The sequence below is a fragment of the Streptomyces sp. NPDC017520 genome (genome assembly GCF_044329855.1).
In the GTDB taxonomy this organism is placed as follows: domain Bacteria; phylum Actinomycetota; class Actinomycetes; order Streptomycetales; family Streptomycetaceae; genus Streptomyces.
The window spans coordinates 291,145-309,903 of the sequence record NZ_JBIRKB010000002.1 but is presented as its reverse complement, the minus strand read 5'-3'; the positions used below and the strand labels follow the sequence as shown (position 1 = coordinate 309,903).

At 70.8% G+C, this 18,759-nt stretch carries 17 protein-coding genes; 12 read left to right on the top strand and 5 right to left on the bottom strand.

Annotated features, from left to right (window positions below; genetic code table 11):
* The first annotated feature begins 39 nt into the window (after positions 1 to 39).
* The 6 genes from ftsZ (at position 40) to ACH4KB_RS05440 (ending at position 5,067) form a co-directional block, all read left to right on the top strand.
* Entirely contained in the window at positions 40 to 1,263 is a 1,224-nt protein-coding gene (ftsZ, locus tag ACH4KB_RS05465; RefSeq protein ID WP_215106292.1) for a cell division protein FtsZ, read from the top strand.
* Positions 1,260 to 2,000, top strand: coding sequence for a peptidoglycan editing factor PgeF (pgeF, locus tag ACH4KB_RS05460; RefSeq protein WP_398063808.1), 741 nt, complete (start codon positions 1,260 to 1,262; stop codon positions 1,998 to 2,000). Before ftsZ ends, pgeF begins: the two co-directional genes overlap by 4 nt.
* Before the next feature lie 6 nt (positions 2,001 to 2,006).
* On the top strand, positions 2,007 to 2,726 hold the full coding sequence (locus ACH4KB_RS05455; protein ID WP_398063806.1) for a YggS family pyridoxal phosphate-dependent enzyme: 720 nt from the start codon (positions 2,007 to 2,009) through the stop codon (positions 2,724 to 2,726).
* Between the two features lie 125 nt (positions 2,727 to 2,851).
* Positions 2,852 to 3,481, top strand: coding sequence for a cell division protein SepF (locus tag ACH4KB_RS05450; protein WP_398063804.1), 630 nt, complete (start codon positions 2,852 to 2,854; stop codon positions 3,479 to 3,481).
* A gap of 91 nt (positions 3,482 to 3,572) precedes the next feature.
* Positions 3,573 to 3,857 carry a YggT family protein gene (locus ACH4KB_RS05445; RefSeq protein WP_006123846.1) on the top strand — a complete coding sequence of 95 codons (285 nt, stop codon included), beginning with the start codon at positions 3,573 to 3,575 and terminating at the stop codon, positions 3,855 to 3,857.
* 49 nt (positions 3,858 to 3,906) lie between these two features.
* Positions 3,907 to 5,067, top strand: coding sequence for a DivIVA domain-containing protein (locus tag ACH4KB_RS05440; RefSeq protein WP_398063802.1), 1,161 nt, complete (start codon positions 3,907 to 3,909; stop codon positions 5,065 to 5,067).
* A gap of 368 nt (positions 5,068 to 5,435) precedes the next feature.
* Here the strand turns inward: ACH4KB_RS05440 and ileS are convergent, their stop codons facing one another.
* The gene (ileS, locus tag ACH4KB_RS05435) at positions 5,436 to 8,579 is read right to left on the bottom strand and encodes an isoleucine--tRNA ligase (RefSeq protein WP_398063800.1); all 3,144 of its coding nucleotides are present in this window, start codon (positions 8,577 to 8,579) and stop codon (positions 5,436 to 5,438) included.
* Between the two features lie 563 nt (positions 8,580 to 9,142).
* On the opposite strand from ileS, the gene ACH4KB_RS05430 reads away from it, so the two are divergent.
* The 5 genes from ACH4KB_RS05430 (at position 9,143) to ACH4KB_RS05410 (ending at position 13,687) form a co-directional block, all read left to right on the top strand.
* Entirely contained in the window at positions 9,143 to 9,874 is a 732-nt protein-coding gene (locus tag ACH4KB_RS05430) for a TraR/DksA family transcriptional regulator (protein WP_398063798.1), read from the top strand.
* 59 nt (positions 9,875 to 9,933) lie between these two features.
* Positions 9,934 to 10,524, top strand: coding sequence for a signal peptidase II (lspA, locus tag ACH4KB_RS05425; protein WP_398063796.1), 591 nt, complete (start codon positions 9,934 to 9,936; stop codon positions 10,522 to 10,524).
* 43 nt (positions 10,525 to 10,567) lie between these two features.
* On the top strand, positions 10,568 to 11,509 hold the full coding sequence (locus ACH4KB_RS05420; RefSeq protein ID WP_392952756.1) for an RluA family pseudouridine synthase: 942 nt from the start codon (positions 10,568 to 10,570) through the stop codon (positions 11,507 to 11,509).
* On the top strand, positions 11,506 to 11,991 hold the full coding sequence (locus ACH4KB_RS05415) for a GNAT family N-acetyltransferase (protein ID WP_398063794.1): 486 nt from the start codon (positions 11,506 to 11,508) through the stop codon (positions 11,989 to 11,991). The genes ACH4KB_RS05420 and ACH4KB_RS05415 overlap by 4 nt, the downstream gene beginning before the upstream one ends.
* 109 nt (positions 11,992 to 12,100) lie before the next feature.
* A complete protein-coding gene (locus ACH4KB_RS05410; RefSeq protein ID WP_398063792.1) occupies positions 12,101 to 13,687 on the top strand; it encodes a Na+/H+ antiporter in 1,587 nt (528 codons plus the stop codon).
* Positions 13,688 to 13,707: 20 nt separating this feature from the next.
* Here the strand turns inward: ACH4KB_RS05410 and ACH4KB_RS05405 are convergent, their stop codons facing one another.
* Entirely contained in the window at positions 13,708 to 14,856 is a 1,149-nt protein-coding gene (locus ACH4KB_RS05405; RefSeq protein WP_398064644.1) for a mechanosensitive ion channel family protein, read from the bottom strand.
* A gap of 49 nt (positions 14,857 to 14,905) precedes the next feature.
* Between ACH4KB_RS05405 and ACH4KB_RS05400 the strand changes: the two genes are divergently transcribed.
* Entirely contained in the window at positions 14,906 to 15,484 is a 579-nt protein-coding gene (locus ACH4KB_RS05400; RefSeq protein WP_398063790.1) for a dienelactone hydrolase family protein, read from the top strand.
* A 63-nt stretch (positions 15,485 to 15,547) separates the two neighbouring features.
* Here ACH4KB_RS05400 and ACH4KB_RS05395 read toward each other — a convergent pair whose 3' ends face one another.
* The 3 genes from ACH4KB_RS05395 to ACH4KB_RS05385 all read right to left on the bottom strand — a co-directional run bounded on the left by ACH4KB_RS05395 (position 15,548) and on the right by ACH4KB_RS05385 (position 18,602).
* Entirely contained in the window at positions 15,548 to 16,363 is an 816-nt protein-coding gene (locus ACH4KB_RS05395) for a DsbA family protein (RefSeq protein WP_398063788.1), read from the bottom strand.
* A gap of 65 nt (positions 16,364 to 16,428) precedes the next feature.
* Positions 16,429 to 17,157, bottom strand: coding sequence for a hypothetical protein (locus ACH4KB_RS05390; RefSeq protein ID WP_398063786.1), 729 nt, complete (start codon positions 17,155 to 17,157; stop codon positions 16,429 to 16,431).
* A gap of 119 nt (positions 17,158 to 17,276) precedes the next feature.
* Positions 17,277 to 18,602 (bottom strand): DUF2252 domain-containing protein, encoded by a 1,326-nt coding sequence (locus ACH4KB_RS05385; protein ID WP_398063784.1) that lies wholly within the window; start codon positions 18,600 to 18,602, stop codon positions 17,277 to 17,279.
* Positions 18,603 to 18,759: the final 157 nt, after the last annotated feature.

The window sequence follows — 18,759 nt, the reverse complement described above, 5'->3', positions numbered from 1 at the left end:
AGAGCGACGACACGTAACTCGAGGCGAGAGGCCTTCGACGTGGCAGCACCGCAGAACTACCTCGCAGTCATCAAGGTCATCGGTGTCGGCGGCGGTGGTGTCAATGCCATCAACCGAATGATCGAGGTCGGTCTCAAGGGCGTCGAGTTCATCGCGATCAACACGGACGCACAAGCCCTGTTGATGAGCGACGCCGACGTCAAGCTCGACGTCGGCCGCGAACTCACCCGGGGCCTCGGCGCCGGGGCGAACCCGGCCGTCGGTCGTAAGGCGGCAGAGGACCACCGTGAGGAGATCGAGGAGGTCCTCAAGGGGGCCGACATGGTCTTCGTCACCGCCGGAGAAGGCGGCGGCACCGGCACCGGCGGCGCACCCGTCGTCGCCAACATCGCCCGCTCGCTCGGCGCCCTGACGATCGGCGTGGTCACCCGCCCGTTCACGTTCGAGGGCCGGCGACGCGCGAACCAGGCGGAGGACGGCATCGCCGAACTCCGCGAAGAGGTCGACACCCTCATCGTCATCCCCAACGACCGTCTGCTGTCCATCTCGGACCGCCAGGTCAGCGTGCTCGACGCGTTCAAGTCGGCCGACCAGGTGCTGCTCTCGGGCGTCCAGGGCATCACCGACCTCATCACCACCCCGGGTCTGATCAACCTCGACTTCGCCGACGTCAAGTCGGTCATGTCCGAGGCCGGATCGGCGCTCATGGGCATCGGCTCGGCACGCGGCGACGACCGAGCGGTGGCGGCGGCGGAGATGGCGATCTCCTCGCCGCTCCTGGAAGCCTCCATCGACGGCGCCCGCGGTGTCCTCCTCTCCATCTCCGGCGGCAGCGACCTCGGTCTCTTCGAGATCAACGAGGCCGCCCAGCTGGTGAGCGAGGCCGCGCACCCCGAGGCGAACATCATCTTCGGCGCCGTCATCGACGACGCCCTGGGCGACGAGGTGCGGGTCACCGTGATCGCGGCTGGCTTCGACGGCGGCCAGCCGCCGGCCCGCCGGGAGACCGTCCTCGGCGCGAACAGCAACAAGCGCGAGGAGCCGGCCGCCCCGGCCAGGTCCTCCGCCGAGTCCACGCGCCCGACGGGCGGACTCGGTTCCGTGCCTCCGCGCGAGGAGAGCCCGGCTCCGGCCGAGCCCGCCCCCGCGTCGGCTTCGAGTGAGAGCGCGCTCGGGCCGGTCTCGCCGCCGCACGTCCCGCCGGCCCGTCCCTACCAGGACACCCAGGCCGAAGAGCTGGATGTTCCGGACTTCTTGAAGTGATAGCCCAGCACCGGGCGGCACCCGTCACGGGCAGCGCTCACTTCGCCTTCACCGACCGGTGGGGCGGAGTGAGCGCCGCTCCGTACGGTGAGCTCAACCTCGGCGGCGCGGTCGGCGACGACCCCGCCGCCGTCGGCGCGAACCGGGAGCGCGCGGCCAGGCGCCTCGGCCTCGACCCGGCCCACGTCGTCTGGATGAACCAGGTCCACGGCCGGGACGTCGCGGTGGTGGACGGGCCCTGGGGCGCGGACGCGGAGATTCCGGCCGTGGACGCGGCGGTGACCGCCCGGCGCCGACTGGCGCTCGCGGTCCTCACCGCCGACTGCACTCCCGTTCTTCTCGCCGACCCGGTCGCCGGGGTCGTCGGGGCGGCGCACGCCGGGCGGCCGGGGCTGGTCGCCGGAGTCGTTCCGGCGGCGGTCGAGGCCATGGTCGCGCTCGGCGCACACCCCTCCCGGATCACCGCGCACACCGGGCCGGCCGTCTGCGGACGGTGCTACGAAGTGCCGGAGACGATGCGGGCCGAGGTCGCCGACGCCGTCCCCGGCACCTGGTCCGAGACCAGCTGGGGAACCCCGGCGGTCGACGTCACCGGCGGAGTCCACGCCCAGCTCACCGCCCTCGGTGTGAGGGACCGGCACATCTCGCCGTACTGCACCCTGGAATCGGGCGACCACTTCTCGTACCGCCGCGACCGGACCACCGGGCGGCTCGCCGGATATGTCTGGTTGGACTGATAGCGCATGACGGACCGTAAGGCTGAACTCGCCGCGAATCTGGCACAGGTGGAGGAAAGGATCGCCTCCTCCTGCGCCGCGGCCGGTCGCAAGCGCGAGGAAGTGACCCTGATCGTGGTCACCAAGACCTACCCCGCGAGCGATGTGCGGATCCTGCATGAACTCGGTGTGCGCCATGTCGCGGAGAACCGCGACCAGGACGCCGCCCCCAAAGCCACCGCCTGTGCGGATCTTTCACTGACATGGCACTTTGTCGGACAATTGCAGACGAACAAGGTTCGTTCCGTGACCAGTTATGCCGATGTCGTGCAGTCGGTGGACCGCGCCAAGCTGGTCACCGCCCTCTCCGCCGCCGCGGTGCGCGGGGAGCGTGAACTCGGCTGCCTGATCCAGGTCGCCCTGGACGCGGAGAGCGGTGAGCGCGGTGAGCGCGGTGGCGTCGCGCCGGACGGGGTCGAGGAGTTGGCGGCCGCGATCGGCGCGGCCGGCGGACTCCGGCTCGACGGACTGATGACCGTGGCGCCACTGGCCGGGGAGTACGCCGGCCGGCAACGGGCCGCGTTCGACCGGCTGCTGGAAATCTCATCCCGCCTGCGCGCGGGTCATCCGGCTGCGAACATGGTCTCCGCCGGTATGAGCGGGGACCTGGAGGACGCGGTGGCGGCCGGAGCGACACATGTACGCGTCGGTACGGCGGTACTCGGAGTCCGACCCCGGCTCGGGTAACGTCGCGAAGCAAGTCGGACCACAGCAGAAAATATGGTCATTACCGCTCACAGCGGGCAGGCCACAGTGGATCGCGGGCACTTGGTGACGAATGCCGATCCACCACAGAGCGGAGGACTCGGAGCATGGCCGGCGCGATGCGCAAGATGGCGGTCTACCTCGGCCTCGTGGAGGACGATGGGTACGACGGTCCGGGGTTCGACCCCGATGACGAATTCGAACCTGAGCCGGAGCCTGAGCGCGACCGGCGGCGGCATCAGCCCCCCCACCAGGTGGAGCGGGAACGCGAGCGCGAGCGCGAAAGGGACGAACCGGTACGAGTGGTGCAACCGCCCGCCCAGCGCGAGCCGGTTCAGCTCCCCGTGGAAACCGTGCGACCCGCCCGGATCGCGCCCGTGGCATCCATCACACCTGAACGCCCGAACATGGAGAAGAACGCACCGGTGATCATGCCCAAGGTCGTGTCCGAGCGGGAGCCGTACCGCATCACCACGCTGCACCCCAGGACCTACAACGAGGCCCGTACCATCGGGGAACACTTCCGTGAGGGCACTCCGGTGATCATGAATCTCACGGAGATGGACGACACGGACGCGAAGCGACTTGTCGACTTTGCCGCGGGACTCGTCTTCGGTCTCCATGGCAGCATTGAACGCGTGACGCAGAAGGTGTTCCTGTTGTCGCCTGCTAACGTCGATGTCACGGCGGAGGACAAGGCCCGCATCGCAGAGGGCGGATTCTTCAACCAGAGCTGAGAACACGACACCGGGAACAACCCGGCCGAGAGGCCGGTGCCGGCCACGAGGCCGGAGCTGACGAGAGCCAGGGGAGAGGGAACCGCGGGACATGGGCGTCGCACTGGATGTGGTCTATATCGCGCTGATGTGTTTCCTCATCGTGCTGATCTTCCGGCTGGTCATGGACTATGTCTTCCAGTTCGCACGTTCATGGCAACCCGGCAAGGCGATGGTGGTCGTACTTGAGGCCACCTACACTGTCACCGATCCACCGCTCAAGCTTCTGCGGCGGTTCATTCCGCCGCTGCGTCTCGGGGGCGTGGCACTCGACCTGTCCTTCTTCGTTCTGATGATCATCGTCTACATCCTGATCAGCGTTGTGGTCAGGTTGTGAGCGATACGGTCTTGCCGACTGCCGACGACTACGTAGAGGTGAAGAAGAGATGCCGTTGACCCCCGAGGACGTGCGGAACAAGCAGTTCACGACCGTCCGCCTCCGAGAAGGCTATGACGAGGACGAGGTCGATGCCTTTCTCGACGAGGTCGAATCGGAGCTGACCCGTCTGCTCCGTGAGAACGAGGACCTGCGCGCCAAGCTGGCCGCCGCGACGCGTGCCGCCGCGCAGAACCAGCAGCAGCAACAGCAGCAGCAGGGTATGCGCAAGCCTCCGGAGCAGCAGGATCGCCCGGGTGCACCCGTTCCCGCCGCCATATCAGGACCGCCGCAGCAGCAGCAGCCCCCGCAGATGGGTCCGCCCCAGCTGCCCGGTGGCGCGCCGCAGCTGCCCGCAGGTCCCAGTGGCCACGGCCCCCAGGGTGGCCATGGTCCCGGTCCGCAGGGCCCGCACGGCCCCGGCCCGATGCAGGGCGGTCCCATGGGTGGCCCGATGCAGGGCGGCCCCATGGGCCAGCACCCCCAGCAGCAGCAGCAGATGCAGCAGATGCAGCCGCCGCAGATGCAGCAGCAGCAGGGCCCCGGTGGCGACAGCGCCGCGCGTGTCCTCTCGCTCGCACAGCAGACCGCCGACCAGGCGATCGCGGAGGCCCGTTCCGAGGCCAACAAGATCGTCGGCGAGGCGCGCAGCCGTGCCGAGGGCCTGGAGCGCGACGCGCGTGCCAAGGCCGACGCCCTTGAGCGGGACGCTCAGGAGAAGCACCGCGTGGCGATGGGCTCGCTGGAGTCGGCCCGCGCGACGCTGGAGCGCAAGGTCGAGGACCTGCGTGGCTTCGAGCGCGAGTACCGCACGCGGCTGAAGTCCTACCTGGAGAGCCAGCTGCGTCAGCTGGAGACCCAGGCGGACGACTCGCTCGCCCCGCCGCGGACTCCGGCAGCCGCTTCGCTGCCGCCGTCCCCCTCGCTGGCCCCGGCCGGTGCGGGTGCGATGGGTCACTCCATGGGCGGCTCCAACCACGGTGGCCACGGCGGCCAGCAGATGGGTGGCGGCCCGTCCTCCATGGGCGGCGCGCCGTCCTACGGTGGCCAGCAGCAGATGTCGCCCGCGATGACGCAGCCGATGGCGCCGGTGCGGCCGCAGGCACCGCAGCCGATGCAGCAGGCGCCTTCGCCGATGCGCGGGTTCCTGATCGACGAGGACGACAACTGAGCGGTGCGCGCTCGCTGAGCGCGTAGCCGTCGGCAGGCAGAGGGCCGGACCCCGGGGTTTCCCCGGGGCCCGGCCCTTTGGCGTGGGCGGCGCGGCCCCTGGTCCCCTTTGTCCTCAAGCGCCGGACGGACTGGTTCCGGGGCGCTGCCCCGGGCCCCGCTCCTCAATCGCCGGAGGGGCTTGATAGGCCCCGGGCCCCGTTCGTCTGGTGCGGGAGGGCGTACTCAGCCCGTCCGGCGATTGAGGACATCTTTCAGCCTCGCCGGCGTTTGAGGCGCGGGGGTTCGGGGGCGGAGCCCCTGAGGGGGTACGGCGAAGGGCCCGCCGGAATCCGTTCCGGCGGGCCCCTCTGGTCCTGCGGGCTACCGCTACCGCTTCCGCAGGCGGAACCTCAGCTCCAGGCCCTCGTCCTCGAACACGTCGCCGTAACTGTCGTCCGCCTCGCCCTCCGCGTAGTCCAGGGCGAGCACCTCCTCGGAGATCAGCGGGGTGTGCTCGGTGAGCGCCTCCACCGTTGCCGGGGACGTCGAGGTCCAGCGGACGGCGATGCGGTCCGCGACGTCCAGGCCGCTGTTCTTGCGGGCCTCCTGGATCAGGCGGATCGCGTCACGGGCCAGGCCCGCGCGGCGCAGTTCCGGGGTGATCTCCAGGTCCAGGGCGACCGTCGCGCCCGAGTCCGAGGCGACCGACCAGCCCTCGCGCGGGGTCTCCGTGATGATGACCTCGTCGGGGGAGAGGGTGATCCGCTCGCCGTCGACCTCCACCGATGCCGTGCCCTCGCGCAGGGCCAGGGAGAGCGCGGCCGCGTCCGTGTTCGCCACCGCCTTGGCCACCGCCTGGACGCCCTTGCCGAACCGCTTGCCCAGGGCGCGGAAGTTGGCCTTCGCCGTCGTGTCGACCAGGGAGCCGCCCACCTCCGAGAGCGAGGCCAGCGACGTGACGTTCAGCTCCTCCGTGATCTGTGCGCGGAGTTCGGGGGAGAGGGCTGTGAAGCCCGTCGCCGCCACCAGCGCACGCGACAGCGGCTGACGGGTCTTCACGCCCGACTCGGCGCGCGTGGCCCGGCCCAGCTCCACCAGGCGGCGCACCAGCGCCATCTGGGAGGAGAGCGTCGGGTCGATCGCCGACGGGTCGGCCTTCGGCCAGGCCGACAGGTGGACCGATTCCGGGGCGTCCGGGGTCACCGGCGCGACCAGGTCCTGCCAGACCCGCTCGGTGATGAACGGGGTCAGCGGGGCCATCAGCCGGGTCACCGTCTCGACGACCTCGTGCAGCGTGCGCAGCGCCGCCTTGTCGCCCTGCCAGAAGCGGCGGCGAGAGCGGCGTACGTACCAGTTGGAGAGGTCGTCCACGAACGCCGAGAGCAGCTTGCCGGCGCGCTGGGTGTCGTAGCCTTCCATCGCGACGGTCATCTGGTCGACCAGCGCGTTCAGTTCGCTGAGCAGCCAGCGGTCCAGGACCGTGCGGTCCGCCGGGGCCGGGTCGGCCTCCGAGGGGGCCCAGCCCGAGGTGCGGGCGTACAGGGCCTGGAAGGCGACCGTGTTCCAGTAGGTGAGGAGCGTCTTGCGGACGACCTCCTGGATCGTGCCGTGGCCGACCCGGCGCGCCGCCCAGGGGGAGCCGCCGGCCGCCATGAACCAGCGGACCGCGTCCGCGCCGTGCTGGTCCATCAGCGGGATCGGCTGGAGGATGTTCCCCAGGTGCTTGGACATCTTGCGGCCGTCCTCGGCGAGGATGTGGCCCAGGCAGACGACGTTCTCGTAACTCGACTTGTCGAAGACCAGGGTGCCGACCGCCATCAGCGTGTAGAACCAGCCGCGGGTCTGGTCGATGGCCTCCGAGATGAACTGCGCCGGGTAGCGGCTCTCGAAGACTTCCTTGTTCTTGTACGGGTAGCCCCACTGCGCGAACGGCATCGAACCCGAGTCGTACCAGGCGTCGATGACCTCCGGGACGCGGTACGCCTCCAGCTGGCAGTTCTCGTGCGTGCAGGTGAAGGTGATCTCGTCGATGAACGGGCGGTGCGGGTCAAGGGCTGACTGGTCGGTGCCCGTGAGTTCCGTCAGTTCCGCGCGGGAGCCCACGCAGGTGAGGTGGTTGTCCTCGCAGCGCCAGATCGGCAGCGGCGTGCCCCAGTAGCGGTTGCGGGAGAGCGCCCAGTCGACGTTGTTGTTCAGCCAGTCGCCGAAGCGGCCGTTCTTGACCGAGTCCGGGAACCAGTTGGTCTTCTCGTTCTCCTGGAGGAGCCGGTCCTTGATCGCCGTCGTCCTGATGTACCAGGAGGGCTGCGCGTAGTAGAGCAGCGCCGTGTGGCAGCGCCAGCAGTGCGGGTAGCTGTGCTCGTACGGGACGTGGCGGAAGAGCTTGCCGCGGGCGTCCAGGTCCGCTGTGAGCGCCTCGTCGGCCTTCTTGAAGAAGACACCGCCGACCAGGGGGAGACCCTCCTCGAACGTGCCGTCCGGGCGGACCGGGTTGACCACCGGCAGGCCGTACGCACGGCAGACCACGAGGTCGTCGGCGCCGAACGCGGGGGACTGGTGGACCAGACCCGTACCGTCCTCGGTCGTGACGTACTCGGCGTTCACCACGTAGTGCGCTTCCGCGGGGAAGTCGACCAGGGTGAAGGGGCGCTCGTAGGTCCAGCGCTCCATCTCCGCGCCGGTGAACGACTGGCCCGTCACCTCCCAGCCCTCGCCGAGGGCCTTCTCCAGGAGCGGTTCGGCGACGACGAGCTTCTCCTCGCCGTCCGTCGCGACGACGTAGCGCACCTCGGGGTGGGCGGCGACCGCCGTGTTGGAGACCAGCGTCCAGGGGGTGGTCGTCCAGACCAGGAGGGCCGCCTCACCGGCCAGCGGGCCCGAGGTGAGCGGGAAGCGGACGAAGACCGAGGGGTCGACGACCGTCTCGTAGCCCTGGGCCAGCTCGTGGTCGGACAGGCCGGTGCCGCAGCGCGGGCACCAGGGGGCGACGCGGTGGTCCTGGACCAGCAGGTCCTTGTTGAAGATCTCCTTGAGCGACCACCACACGGAGTCCACGTACTCCGGGTCCATCGTGCGGTACGCGTCGTCCAGGTCGACCCAGTAGCCCATGCGGGTCGTGAGCTCGGCGAACGCGTCGGTGTGCCGGGTCACCGACTCACGGCACTTGGCGTTGAACTCGGCGATGCCGTACGCCTCGATGTCCTTCTTGCCGTTGAAGCCCAGCTCCTTCTCGACCGCGAGCTCGACCGGCAGGCCGTGGCAGTCCCAGCCGGCCTTGCGGCCGACGTGGTAGCCCTGCATGGTGCGGAAGCGGGGGAAGACGTCCTTGAAGACGCGGGCCTCGATGTGGTGGGCGCCCGGCATGCCGTTGGCGGTGGGCGGGCCCTCGTAGAAGACCCACTCGGGGCGGCCCTCGGACTGGTCGAGGCTCTTGGCGAAGACCTTGCTCTCGCGCCAGAAGTCGAGCACGGCGTGTTCGAGCGCGGGCAGGTCGACCTGGGCGGGCACTTGGCGGTACTGCGGCGATGTCATGTGCGGCTTCCTCCGGCGGACGTCTTCCACTTCCGTCGGAGGGACGAGAGCGTCTCGGCTCCCGCGGTACCACCCTCCTTGGCCCCGGGCGCAGGCCCGTGGCCCCCTCATTGGGGTCGCGATGCCGGTTCTAGTGGCCTTGCGTCGGTGGGCGGGGCCCATCGGTCAAGGCGTTCTTCCGGCGGCTCCGGGGTGATCTTCACGACGCGCTAGCCCCCGGGCTCCCACCGTCCCCGGGTCGCTCCTGGCTGCGTACGGCGCTACTCGTCCCATCCAAGCCTCTCGCTGGGGCCAGTGTACGGGCCCGTCCGGGCGACGGCCGACCGGTTATCGGGGGCGCGCGGGCGTGACCCGGGTGGCGGGACGGGGTACAGGGACTTCCCGGCGGGGCCCGAGGGCCGGATTACCGGACGGGGAGCTGGGAACAACGGAGGCAGGCGCGCCGCGACCGGATACGGGGAGGGGCGAGAAGGCGGCGTGCCCCGTTGCCGCGGGGCTGGAGTCGATTTATCGTCCCAGCACGATTCGCGAGCAAGATCACAATATGTGAAGGGGCCGCGGCCATGGTGGCGAAGAAGACGGCGGAAGAGACCGCGGCCGAGCACGACGGCAGCCACGAGTCGCCGGCCGAGCAGGCGCCCGCGCCCGCGAGGAGGACGGCGAAGAAGGCCGCCGCCAAGAAGGCGTCCGCCAAGAAGACGACGGCGGGGAGAACCGCCGCCAAGAAGAGCACCGCCAAGAAGAGCGCGGCCAAGAAGGCCTCGGAGAAGCCCACGGAGGCGGCCCGGGCCGCCGAGCAGACGGGAGCCCACACGGTGGTAGCCAAGAAGAGCGCGAGTCGTCCCGCAGCAGGCGCACAGGCCACGGCCCCCTTGCCGCCGGCCCGCGCCGCCGCCCCCGACGAGCTGGCCGTCCGGCCCGGGGAGGACCCCTGGACGCCGGAGGAGGTCACCGAGGCGCGCACCCTGCTGACGAGCGAGACGCTGCGGCTCCGCAGCGAGCTGGAGGCCTCCGGTGCGGCGCTCGCCGGGCTGATGCGGGACTCCGGCGACGGTGCGGGCGACGACGAGGCCGACACCGGCACCAAGAACATCACCCGCGAGCACGAGCTGTCGCTGGCCGCCCACGCCCAGGAGACGCTGGAGCAGACCGAGCGGGCGCTCGCCCGGCTGGAGGCGGGGACGTACGGGCTCTGCGAGGTCTGCGGCAAACCGATCGGCAAGGCGCGGATGCAGGCCTTCCCCCGGGCCACCCTGTGCGTCGAGGACAAACAGAAGCAGGAGCGGCGCGGCTGATCCGCACAGGTGTGTCGTACCCTCGTCCTCAGGCAGGCACCTAGGGTTGAGGGACTCACGTGGCAGAGGCGGAGCGCATCATCGGTACGCCGGACGATCCCGAGGCCGAGGGCACGGACGAGGGGGGCAGCACGGCCGCCGACGCGGCCGTGAACGCCGGCCGGGGCAAGCGCAGGATCCTCGTCCTCCTGAGCGTGGCCGTCGTGGCCTATCTGCTGGACCTGGGCACCAAGATGCTCGTGGTCGCGAAGCTGGAGCACCAGCCGCCGATCGACATCATCGGCGACTGGCTCCAGTTCCGGGCGCTCCGGAACGCGGGCGCCGCGTTCGGGATCGGCGAGGCGTTCACGGTGATCTTCACCATCATCGCCGCCGGAGTGATCGTGGTGATCATCCGACTGGCCCGCAAGCTCTACAGCCTGCCGTGGGCCATCGCCCTGGGTCTCCTCCTGGGCGGTGCGCTCGGCAACCTCACCGACCGGCTCTTCCGGGCGCCCGGCGCGTTCGAGGGCGCGGTGGTGGACTTCATCGCCCCCAAGCACTTCGCCGTCTTCAACCTCGCCGACTCCGCCATCGTCTGCGGCGGCATCCTCATCGTGATCCTCTCCTTCAAGGGCCTGGACCCCGACGGGACCGTGCACAAGGACTGACCGCCCGGCGCGGGGACCCGCGAGCGCAAGGCATACTCGACAGGTGAGTACGCACCCCGAGATCCGCACCCTGCCCGTACCGGACGGCCTGGAAGGCGAGCGCGTCGACGCCGCCATCTCCAGGATGTTCGGTTTCTCCCGCACCAAGGCCGCCGAGCTGGCCGCAGCCGGGAAGGTCCAGGTGGACGGTTCGGTGGCCGGGAAGTCCGAGCGGGTCCACGGGGGCGCCTGGCTGGAAGTGGAGATGCCGGGGGCGCCCGCTCCCGTCCAGATCGTCGCCGAGCCCGTCGAGGGCATGGAGATCGTCCACGACGACGACGACATCGTCGTCATCATGAAGCCGGTCGGCGTCGCCGCCCACCCCAGCCCCGGCTGGACCGGCACCACCGTCATCGGCGGCCTCGCCGCCGCCGGCTACCGGATCTCGACGTCCGGGGCCGCCGAGCGCCAGGGCATCGTCCACCGCCTCGACGTCGGCACCTCCGGCCTGATGGTCGTCGCCAAGTCGGAGCGCGCCTACACCCTGCTCAAGGCCCAGTTCCGCGACCGGGTCGTCGACAAGAAGTACCACGCGCTCGTCCAGGGCCACCCGGACCCGATGAGCGGCACCATCGACGCCCCCATCGGGCGCCACCCCAACCACGACTACAAGTGGGCGGTCACCGCCGAGGGCAAGCCGTCGGTGACCCACTACGACCTGATCGAGGCCTACCGCGCCGCCAGCCTCCTCGACATCAAGCTGGAGACCGGCCGCACCCACCAGATCCGGGTCCACATGTCCGCCCACCGCCACCCCTGCGTCGGCGACCTCACCTATGGCGCGGACCCGACCCTGGCCAAGCGCCTCGGGCTGACCCGCCAGTGGCTCCACGCTGTGCGCCTGGGCTTCGAGCACCCGAGCGACGGTAGCTGGGTGGAGTTCGCCAGCACCTACCCGGCCGACCTCCAGCACGCCCTCGACACCATCTCCGCGGAGAGCCAGTGACCTCCGTCCCCTCCCCGTACAGCACCCGCAGGGCCGTCGAGGAGAGCGACCTCCAAGCCTGCTTCCAGGTGCGCAAGGAGGTCTTCGTCGGCGAGCAGAACGTGCCCGAGGAACTGGAGTACGACGCTTACGACGCGACCGCGGTGCATGTCCTGGCCGTCGCGGCGGACGGGGCCGCGCTCGGCACGGGCCGGCTGCTGCACGGTGCCGACGCGGCAGGGAAGACCGGCGGCGACCCGGCAGTCGGCTCGCTGGGCCGGCTCGCCGTGAGCCGGGAGGCCCGTGGTCTCGGCGTCGGCGCCGCCCTCGTACGGGCCATCGAGGACGAGGCGCGGACGCTGGGCCTGGCCGCCGTCGACCTGCACGCCCAGACGCACGCCCTCGGCTTCTACGAGCGGCTCGGATACGTCGCGTACGGCCCCGAGTTCCCCGACGCGGGCATGCCCCACCGGGCCATGCGGCGGGAGATCCGCCCGGCCTGACGTCCGGTAGCGGGGGGTATCGGCCGAATCCCGCACCCCGCGTGGCAGGGTGGGTGGCCTGTTCGGCAGCCCGTGGTGTGCCGGACCCGCACGCTCCGGAAGGCACCTCGTGGAACAGATGTCCCTGCTGCTCCTGCTGCTGCTCGGAGCCGTGGTCACGGTGCCGCTCGGCGACCGGCTGGGGCTGCCCGCGCCGGTGCTGATGACCCTCATCGGCGTGGCGATGGCGTTCATGCCGTTCGTGCCGAACGTCGACATCCCGCCGGAGATCATCCTCCCCGCGCTGCTTCCGCCGCTGCTCTACGCCTCCGTGCAGCGCACCTCCTGGCGGCAGTTCGCCGCCAACAGACGCCCGATCTTCCTGCTGGCCGTCGCCCTCGTCTTCGTCACCATCGCCGCCGTCGCCGCGGTCGCCAACTCGATCGTGCCGGGGCTGCCCATCGCCGCCGCCGTCGCCCTCGGCGCGCTCGTCGCCCCGCCCGACCCGGTCGCGGCGACGGCCGTGGCGGGCTCCGTGGGACTGCCGCGCCGGCTGGTGTCGATCCTGGAGGGCGAGGGGCTCTTCAACGACGTGACCGCCATCGTGCTCTACCACGTGGCCATCGCCGCCGCCGTCAGCGGCACCTTCTCGCTCCCCGAGGCCTTCGGCCTGCTGGTCCTCTCCGCCGTCGTCGCGGTCGCCGTCGGCCTCGCCCTCGGCTGGCTCACCATCAAGCTGATGAACCTGCTGGGCGACGCCACCCTCCAGGTCGGGCTGACCCTGCTGGTGCCGTTCGTCGCCTACGTCCTCGCGGAGGAGCTGATGGGCTCCGGCGTGCTGGCCGTCCTGACCGTCGCGCTGTTCCTCGCCGAGCACACCGCCGACGCCGACGACGTGCTGGGCCGGCTCACCGGGCGTACGTTCTGGGACATCGTCGACACCCTGGTGACCGGCGTGGCCTTCGGGCTGATCGGCCTGGAGCTGCACAGCGTGTTCGGCACCGCCGACGGGCACGCCCTGGAGATGGTCGGCTGGGGGCTCGCGATCGTCGCGGTCGTCGTCGGCGTACGGCTGCTGTACCTGCTGCCGGCGACCTGGCTGGCCAAGCGGCTCCACACGCGCCGTGACGCCGGCGAGGAGATCCCCACCAGCTGGCGGGAGACCGTCGTGATGTGGTGGGCCGGGATGCGCGGGGTGGCCTCGGTCGCCCTGGCGCTGGCGATCCCGCTGGAGACCGACGACGGGCGGCCCTTCCCCGGCCGCGACGAGATCATCTTCATCGCGTTCGCCGTGATCATGGCCACCCTGGTCTTCCAGGGACTCACCCTGCCCTGGCTGGTGCGCAAGCTGAGGGTCCGGGCGGACACCGACGCCGAAGAGGCACTGGAGCGGGACCTCGCCGTCCGGGCCGCCAGGGCCGCCAAGTACCGCCTCAAGGAGATCCAGGAGGTCGAGGAGTTCCCCGAGGAGGTCATGGAGCGGCTCCAGCGCGCCGCGTACGACATCGGAGCCCGGATCAGCCCGGACATGGTCGACGAGGAACGGCGCGAGGCCTATGCCCAGCGCGCGGAACGCTTCAAGGCGATCAGCCGTGTCCAGCGCGAGATGATGTCGGCAGCCCGCCACGAGGTGCTCTCCGCGCGCAGCGAGCCCGGCTCCGACCCGGAGGTCGTGGACCGGGTGCTGCGGCATCTGGACTTCCGTTCGCTGCGCTGAGGAGCCGTCGCGGGGCAGCCTCAGCCGCGGCCCGTGCGCGGGGCCCTGGAGTCGTCCCCGTCGGCGGTCGCCGCCTTGTCGAGGACCGCCCGGGGCCCGGCGCCCGTCAACTCCGCCCACTGCTCGCCCGGCGGCAGGACGGCGGGCGAGGTGGCGATCCGCGGCAGCGCGTACGGGTGGTGGTCGCGCAGCCAGCCGATCAGCTGCTCACGCACCGCGCAGCGCACCGTCCAGATGTCGTCCGCGTCCTTCGCCGTGACCACCGCCCGCACCTGGATCGTGGACGGCGTCGTGTCGGTGACGGCCAGCGACCAGTCGCGTCCGTCCCAGGCGGCGATGTCCCCCAGGAGGTCCCGCAGCTTCTCCCGCATCGCGGCGACGGGGGCGGAGTGGTCGAGGTGGAAGAAGACCGTGCCCGTCATCTGCGCCCCGCCGCGCGACCAGTTCTCGAACGGCTGGCTCGTGAAGTACGAGACCGGCATCGTGATCCGCCGCTCGTCCCAGGTGCGTACCGACAGGAACGTCAGGGTGATCTCGTCGATCGTGCCCCACTCGCCGTCCACCACCACGGTGTCGCCGAGCCGGACCATGTCGCCGAACGCGATCTGGAATCCGGCGAAGAGATTTCCGAGCGTCGACTGGGCGGCGACACCCGCGACGATGCCGAGCAGACCGGCCGAGGCGAGCATCGACGTGCCGACCGCCCGCATCGGCGGGAACGTCAGCAGCATCGCCGCGATGGCGACCACCGTCACCACCGCGATGACCACTCGCTGGATCAGCGTGACCTGCGTACGGACCCGGCGGACCCGGGCCGGGTCGCGGCTGCCCGTCGCGTACCGGGCGTAACTGGCCTCCACGACCGTCGCCGCGATCCGAACCACCAGCCAGGCGGACGCGCCGATCAGCACCAGGGTCAGGACCTGGCCGATCCCGGCCCGGTGATCCCACACCCAGTCGATCCTCATCTGGCGGTAGCTGCCGCGCAGCAGCGCCGTGATGATCACCACCTGGAGCGGAGGCCGGCAGCGCCGCAGCAGCCCCCACAGCGGGGTCTCGTGGTGACGGCTGTCGGCCCGCCGCAGCAGCCGGTCGACCAGCCAGCCGACCAGCAGGGTGATCACCACGGAACCGCCGATGACGATCAGCGGGCGCAGCACGCTCTCCATTCCCTCGTCCTCCAAGCTGTAGGGCAGGCCCCAGGGCACAAATGGCACCATGGGCCTCATGAACATCATGCTTTTCCACTCGACGTACGGGCTCAGGCCCGCCGTGCACGCCGCGGCCGCGCGCCTCAGGGACGCCGGCCACGAGGTGCGCGTGCCCGATCTGTTCGACGGGCACACCTTTGACACGGTGGAAGAGGGCATGGCGTACAAGGACGAGATCGGCAAGGAGGAGCTGCTGAAGCGCGCCGTGCTGGCCGCCGCGCCCTACTCCGACCAGGGGCTCGTCTACGCCGGTTTCTCCCTCGGGGCGGCGACCGCGCAGACCCTGGCGCTCGGCGACGCGAAGGCCCGCGGGCTGCTGCTGTTCCACGGCACCTCGGACCTCGCCGAGAACGCCTCGGTGGACGAGCTCCCCGTGCAGCTGCACGTCGCGGACCCGGACCCGTTCGAGTCCCACGACTGGCTGAACAGCTGGTACCTCCAGATGCAGCGCACCGGCGCTGACGTCGAGGTCTACCGCTATCCCGGGGCCGGGCACCTGTTCACCGACCCCGGTCTGCACGACTTCGACCAGGCGGCCGCCGAGCAGACCTGGAAGGTCGCGCTCGGCTTCCTCGCCACCCTGTAGAAACGCGCGGCACCCGGCGCACCGGGCGGTCGGCCCGCCGGGTGCCGCGGAAGGCGGAGGCCGTTACGCCTTGAGCGCCTTGTCGATGGCCTTCGTGAACTCGTCGGCCGTCATCGGGGCGTTCTCGCTGCCCTCGGCCGTGACCTTCTTGCCATCCATCTTCACCGTCGGCGTGCCCTGCACACCGCTCTTGTCGAACGTCTTGGACATCTTCATGGCCCAGGCGTCGTACGTGCCGTCCTCGACGTCCTTCTGGAAGTCCTTGTTCCCCTTCAGCGCGTCGACCGAGTCCGCGACCTCGATGAGATAGCTGTCCTTGGCGAACTTGTCGTCGCTCTCCTCGGGGTGGAACTTCGCCGAGTACAGCGCGGCCTTGTACTCCATGAACGCCTCGGGGCTCACGTCCAGCGCCGCACCGAGCGCGCTCAGGGCGTTCTTCGAGCCTTCGCCGTTGTCGGTGTTGTCGATGAAGGTCGCGCCGACGTACTTGACCTTGTACTTGCCGGCCTCGACGTCCTTCGAGACGGTCTCGCCGACGCCCTGCTCGAACGTGGCGCAGACCGGGCAGCGCGAGTCCTCGTACAGCTCCAGGGTCTTCTTCGCGCCCGGCTCGCCGATCACCACGGTGGTGCCGTCGTCGCCCGAGGTGTTCTTCGGCGCGGTGACGTTCTTCGCGTCGGCTGCCGTCTCCCAGGCGTCCGGCTTGTTCAGCTGCATCACGCCGTAGCTGATGCCGCCGACCACGGCGAGGGCGGCGACGACCGAGACCGCCACGACGAGCTGCTTGCGGGTCCTGTCCTTCTTGGCCTGGGCCTCACGTTCGGCGCGCAGCCGCTCGCGGGCCGCTGCCTTGTTCGCCTGGGTGTTGCGCTTGCTCATGATCGTTCTCCGTGAGTACGTGTGTGGGGGTGGTCGGGTGCTGCCGTCGTCGCGTGGCCGTGCCCTCAGGCAGCGGCGTACGTCGCGAGCGGCGGGCCCCTGCGTCCCACGCAGTGCACGAGGAAGCGGGCGGTCAGCGGCGGGTGCGGACGCCCGGCGGGCGTGGAGCGGCGGGCCGCGGCCCGGGTGCCCGCGCGCACCACCGCGACCGCGACCAGCAGCGGCCGGAACGCCAGCAGGGCCGTGGCGCGCAGCAGCCCGGCCAGGGCCGCCTCGCCGCGCCGGAGCCAGGCCGCGGCGAGCAGCCCGACCGCCACATGGGCGACGAGCAGCAGCCACGGCACGGCCGGTCCCGGCTGCGCCAGCAGCGCCGCCGCACGGTCGCCCGCACCGGCCACATCGGCCAGCGGGATGCCCACCGCGCCGACGCCCGCGATCCGGGCCCCGCCCGCGCCGACCTCGCCACCGCCGCACAGGACGTCGAAGCCCACCGCGCGCAGCGTGCCCGCGACCGGGCCGCCCGCCGCCCCGTAACAGAGGTGCTGGCCCGTGGTGAAGAGCGTGTCGGCGGCCAGCTCCAGCGGGACGAGCAGGCCCGCGATCGCCCCGAAGCCGCGCTCCCGGCCGGCCAGCGCGTACGCCACCGCGAAGACGGCACCGGCGAGCAGCGCGACCGCGGTCAGCGGCAGCGGGACCCCGGAGAGCAGCACATGGGACGCCGTGGACAGGGTGACGACGAGCGCGGTGAAGACCGCCGCGCGCGCGACCCTGAGCTGCGTCCCTGAGATGTCCATTGCCGGAAAGTGTGTCATGCGCCGAGGTAAGCGGACCTTAAAAGAGGCTGAGAGTCCCCGCGACGGCTTCCCGGGACTTTCCGGCGGCCTACAAACCCGGGATCCGGCCGTTGCGGGCCCTACAGGCCCGGGATCCGGCCGTTGCGGAAGAGGTCCACGAAGATCTGGTGGTCCGCGCGGGCCCTCGCCCCGTAGCTGTGGGCGAAGTCGACCAGCATCGGTGCGAAGCTCTCCTCGTCGGCCGCGATGGCCGCGTCGATCGCCCGCTCGGTGGAGAACGGCACCAGCGAGTGCCCGCTCTCGTCGTCGGCCGCCGCGTGCATCGTGGCCGTCGCCCGGCCCAGATCGGCGACGACCGCCGCGATCTCGTCCGCCTCGTCGATGTCGGACCAGTCCAGGTCGACCGCGTACGGCGAGACCTCGGCGACCAGCTGTCCCGAGCCGTCCAGCTCGGTCCAGCCCAGCCACGGGTCCGCGTGCGCCTGGAGCGCGCGCTGCGAGATCACGGTGCGGTGCCCCTCGTGCTGGAAGTACTCCCGCACGGCGGCGTCCGCGATGTGCCGGGAGACCGCCGGGGTCTGCGCCTGCTTGAGGTAGATCACCACATCGTTCTCCAGGGCGTCGCTGTTGCCCTCCAGGAGGATGTTGTACGAGGGCAGGCCGGCGGACCCTATGCCGATGCCCCGGCGGCCCACCACGTCCTTGACCCGGTAGGAGTCGGGACGCGTCAGGCTCGACTCGGGGAGCGTCTCCAGATAGCCGTCGAACGCGGCCAGCACCTTGTAGCGCGTCGCGGCGTCCAGGTCGATGGACCCGCCGCCGTCCGCGAACCGGCGCTCGAAGTCCCGGATCACCGTCATGGAGTCCAGCAGCGAGAAACGCGTGCGCGACCGGGCGGCGCGGAGCGCGCCCAGCAGCGGGCCGTCCGCGGTGTCCAGCGTGAACGGCGGCACCTCCTCGTTCTTCGCGCCCGTCGCCAGCGCGTGGATCCGCTCGCGGTAGGCGATGGCGAAGACCGTCACCAGCTCGCTGATCTGCTCGTCGGCCAGCGCCTTCGCGTAACCGATCAGCGCCACGGAGGCGGCGAAGCGCTTCAGGTCCCAGGTGAAGGGGCCCACGTACGCCTCGTCGAAGTCGTTGACGTTGAAGACGAGGCGGCCGTTGGCGTCCATGTAGGTGCCGAAGTTCTCCGCGTGGAGATCGCCGTGGATCCACACCCGGCCGGTGCGCTCGTCCAGGAACGGGCCGCCGTGCCGCTCCCGCTCCAGGTCGCCGTAGAACAGGCAGGCCGTGCCCCGGTAGAACGCGAAGGCCGAGCCCGCCATCTTGCGGAACTTGACCCGGAAAGCAGCCGGATCGGCGGCCAGCAGCTCCCCGAAGGCGGTGTCGAAAACGGCGAGAATCTGCTCCCCGCGCTGCGCTGCGCCGGTCTGCGTTTCCGACATTTCTTGCTGCCTCCTGCTGTAGCTGGCGTCTCTGGCCGGACCGTGGGTCCGCCCGATCGGGTCCTGACTGAGTGCATGACAAAACGGACAGGTGTCCCGCCCTCTCCAACGCTCGGCGGAAGCCGGGAGTGCCCGTCGTTCGACTCCGTCACGTCGT

Coding starts and splice junctions, on each gene's coding strand:
- ACH4KB_RS05450 (WP_398063804.1), top strand. CDS start 2,852: ATGGCCGGCGCGATGCGCAAGATGGCGGTCTACCTCGGCCTCGTGGAG.
- ACH4KB_RS05405 (WP_398064644.1), bottom strand. CDS start 14,856: ATGGAGAGCGTGCTGCGCCCGCTGATCGTCATCGGCGGTTCCGTGGTG.
- ACH4KB_RS05455 (WP_398063806.1), top strand. CDS start 2,007: ATGACGGACCGTAAGGCTGAACTCGCCGCGAATCTGGCACAGGTGGAG.
- ACH4KB_RS05445 (WP_006123846.1), top strand. CDS start 3,573: ATGGGCGTCGCACTGGATGTGGTCTATATCGCGCTGATGTGTTTCCTC.
- ACH4KB_RS05440 (WP_398063802.1), top strand. CDS start 3,907: ATGCCGTTGACCCCCGAGGACGTGCGGAACAAGCAGTTCACGACCGTC.
- ileS (WP_398063800.1), bottom strand. CDS start 8,579: ATGACATCGCCGCAGTACCGCCAAGTGCCCGCCCAGGTCGACCTGCCC.
- ACH4KB_RS05430 (WP_398063798.1), top strand. CDS start 9,143: ATGGTGGCGAAGAAGACGGCGGAAGAGACCGCGGCCGAGCACGACGGC.
- ACH4KB_RS05385 (WP_398063784.1), bottom strand. CDS start 18,602: ATGTCGGAAACGCAGACCGGCGCAGCGCAGCGCGGGGAGCAGATTCTC.
- ACH4KB_RS05400 (WP_398063790.1), top strand. CDS start 14,906: ATGGGCCTCATGAACATCATGCTTTTCCACTCGACGTACGGGCTCAGG.
- ACH4KB_RS05395 (WP_398063788.1), bottom strand. CDS start 16,363: ATGAGCAAGCGCAACACCCAGGCGAACAAGGCAGCGGCCCGCGAGCGG.
- ACH4KB_RS05390 (WP_398063786.1), bottom strand. CDS start 17,157: ATGGACATCTCAGGGACGCAGCTCAGGGTCGCGCGCGCGGCGGTCTTC.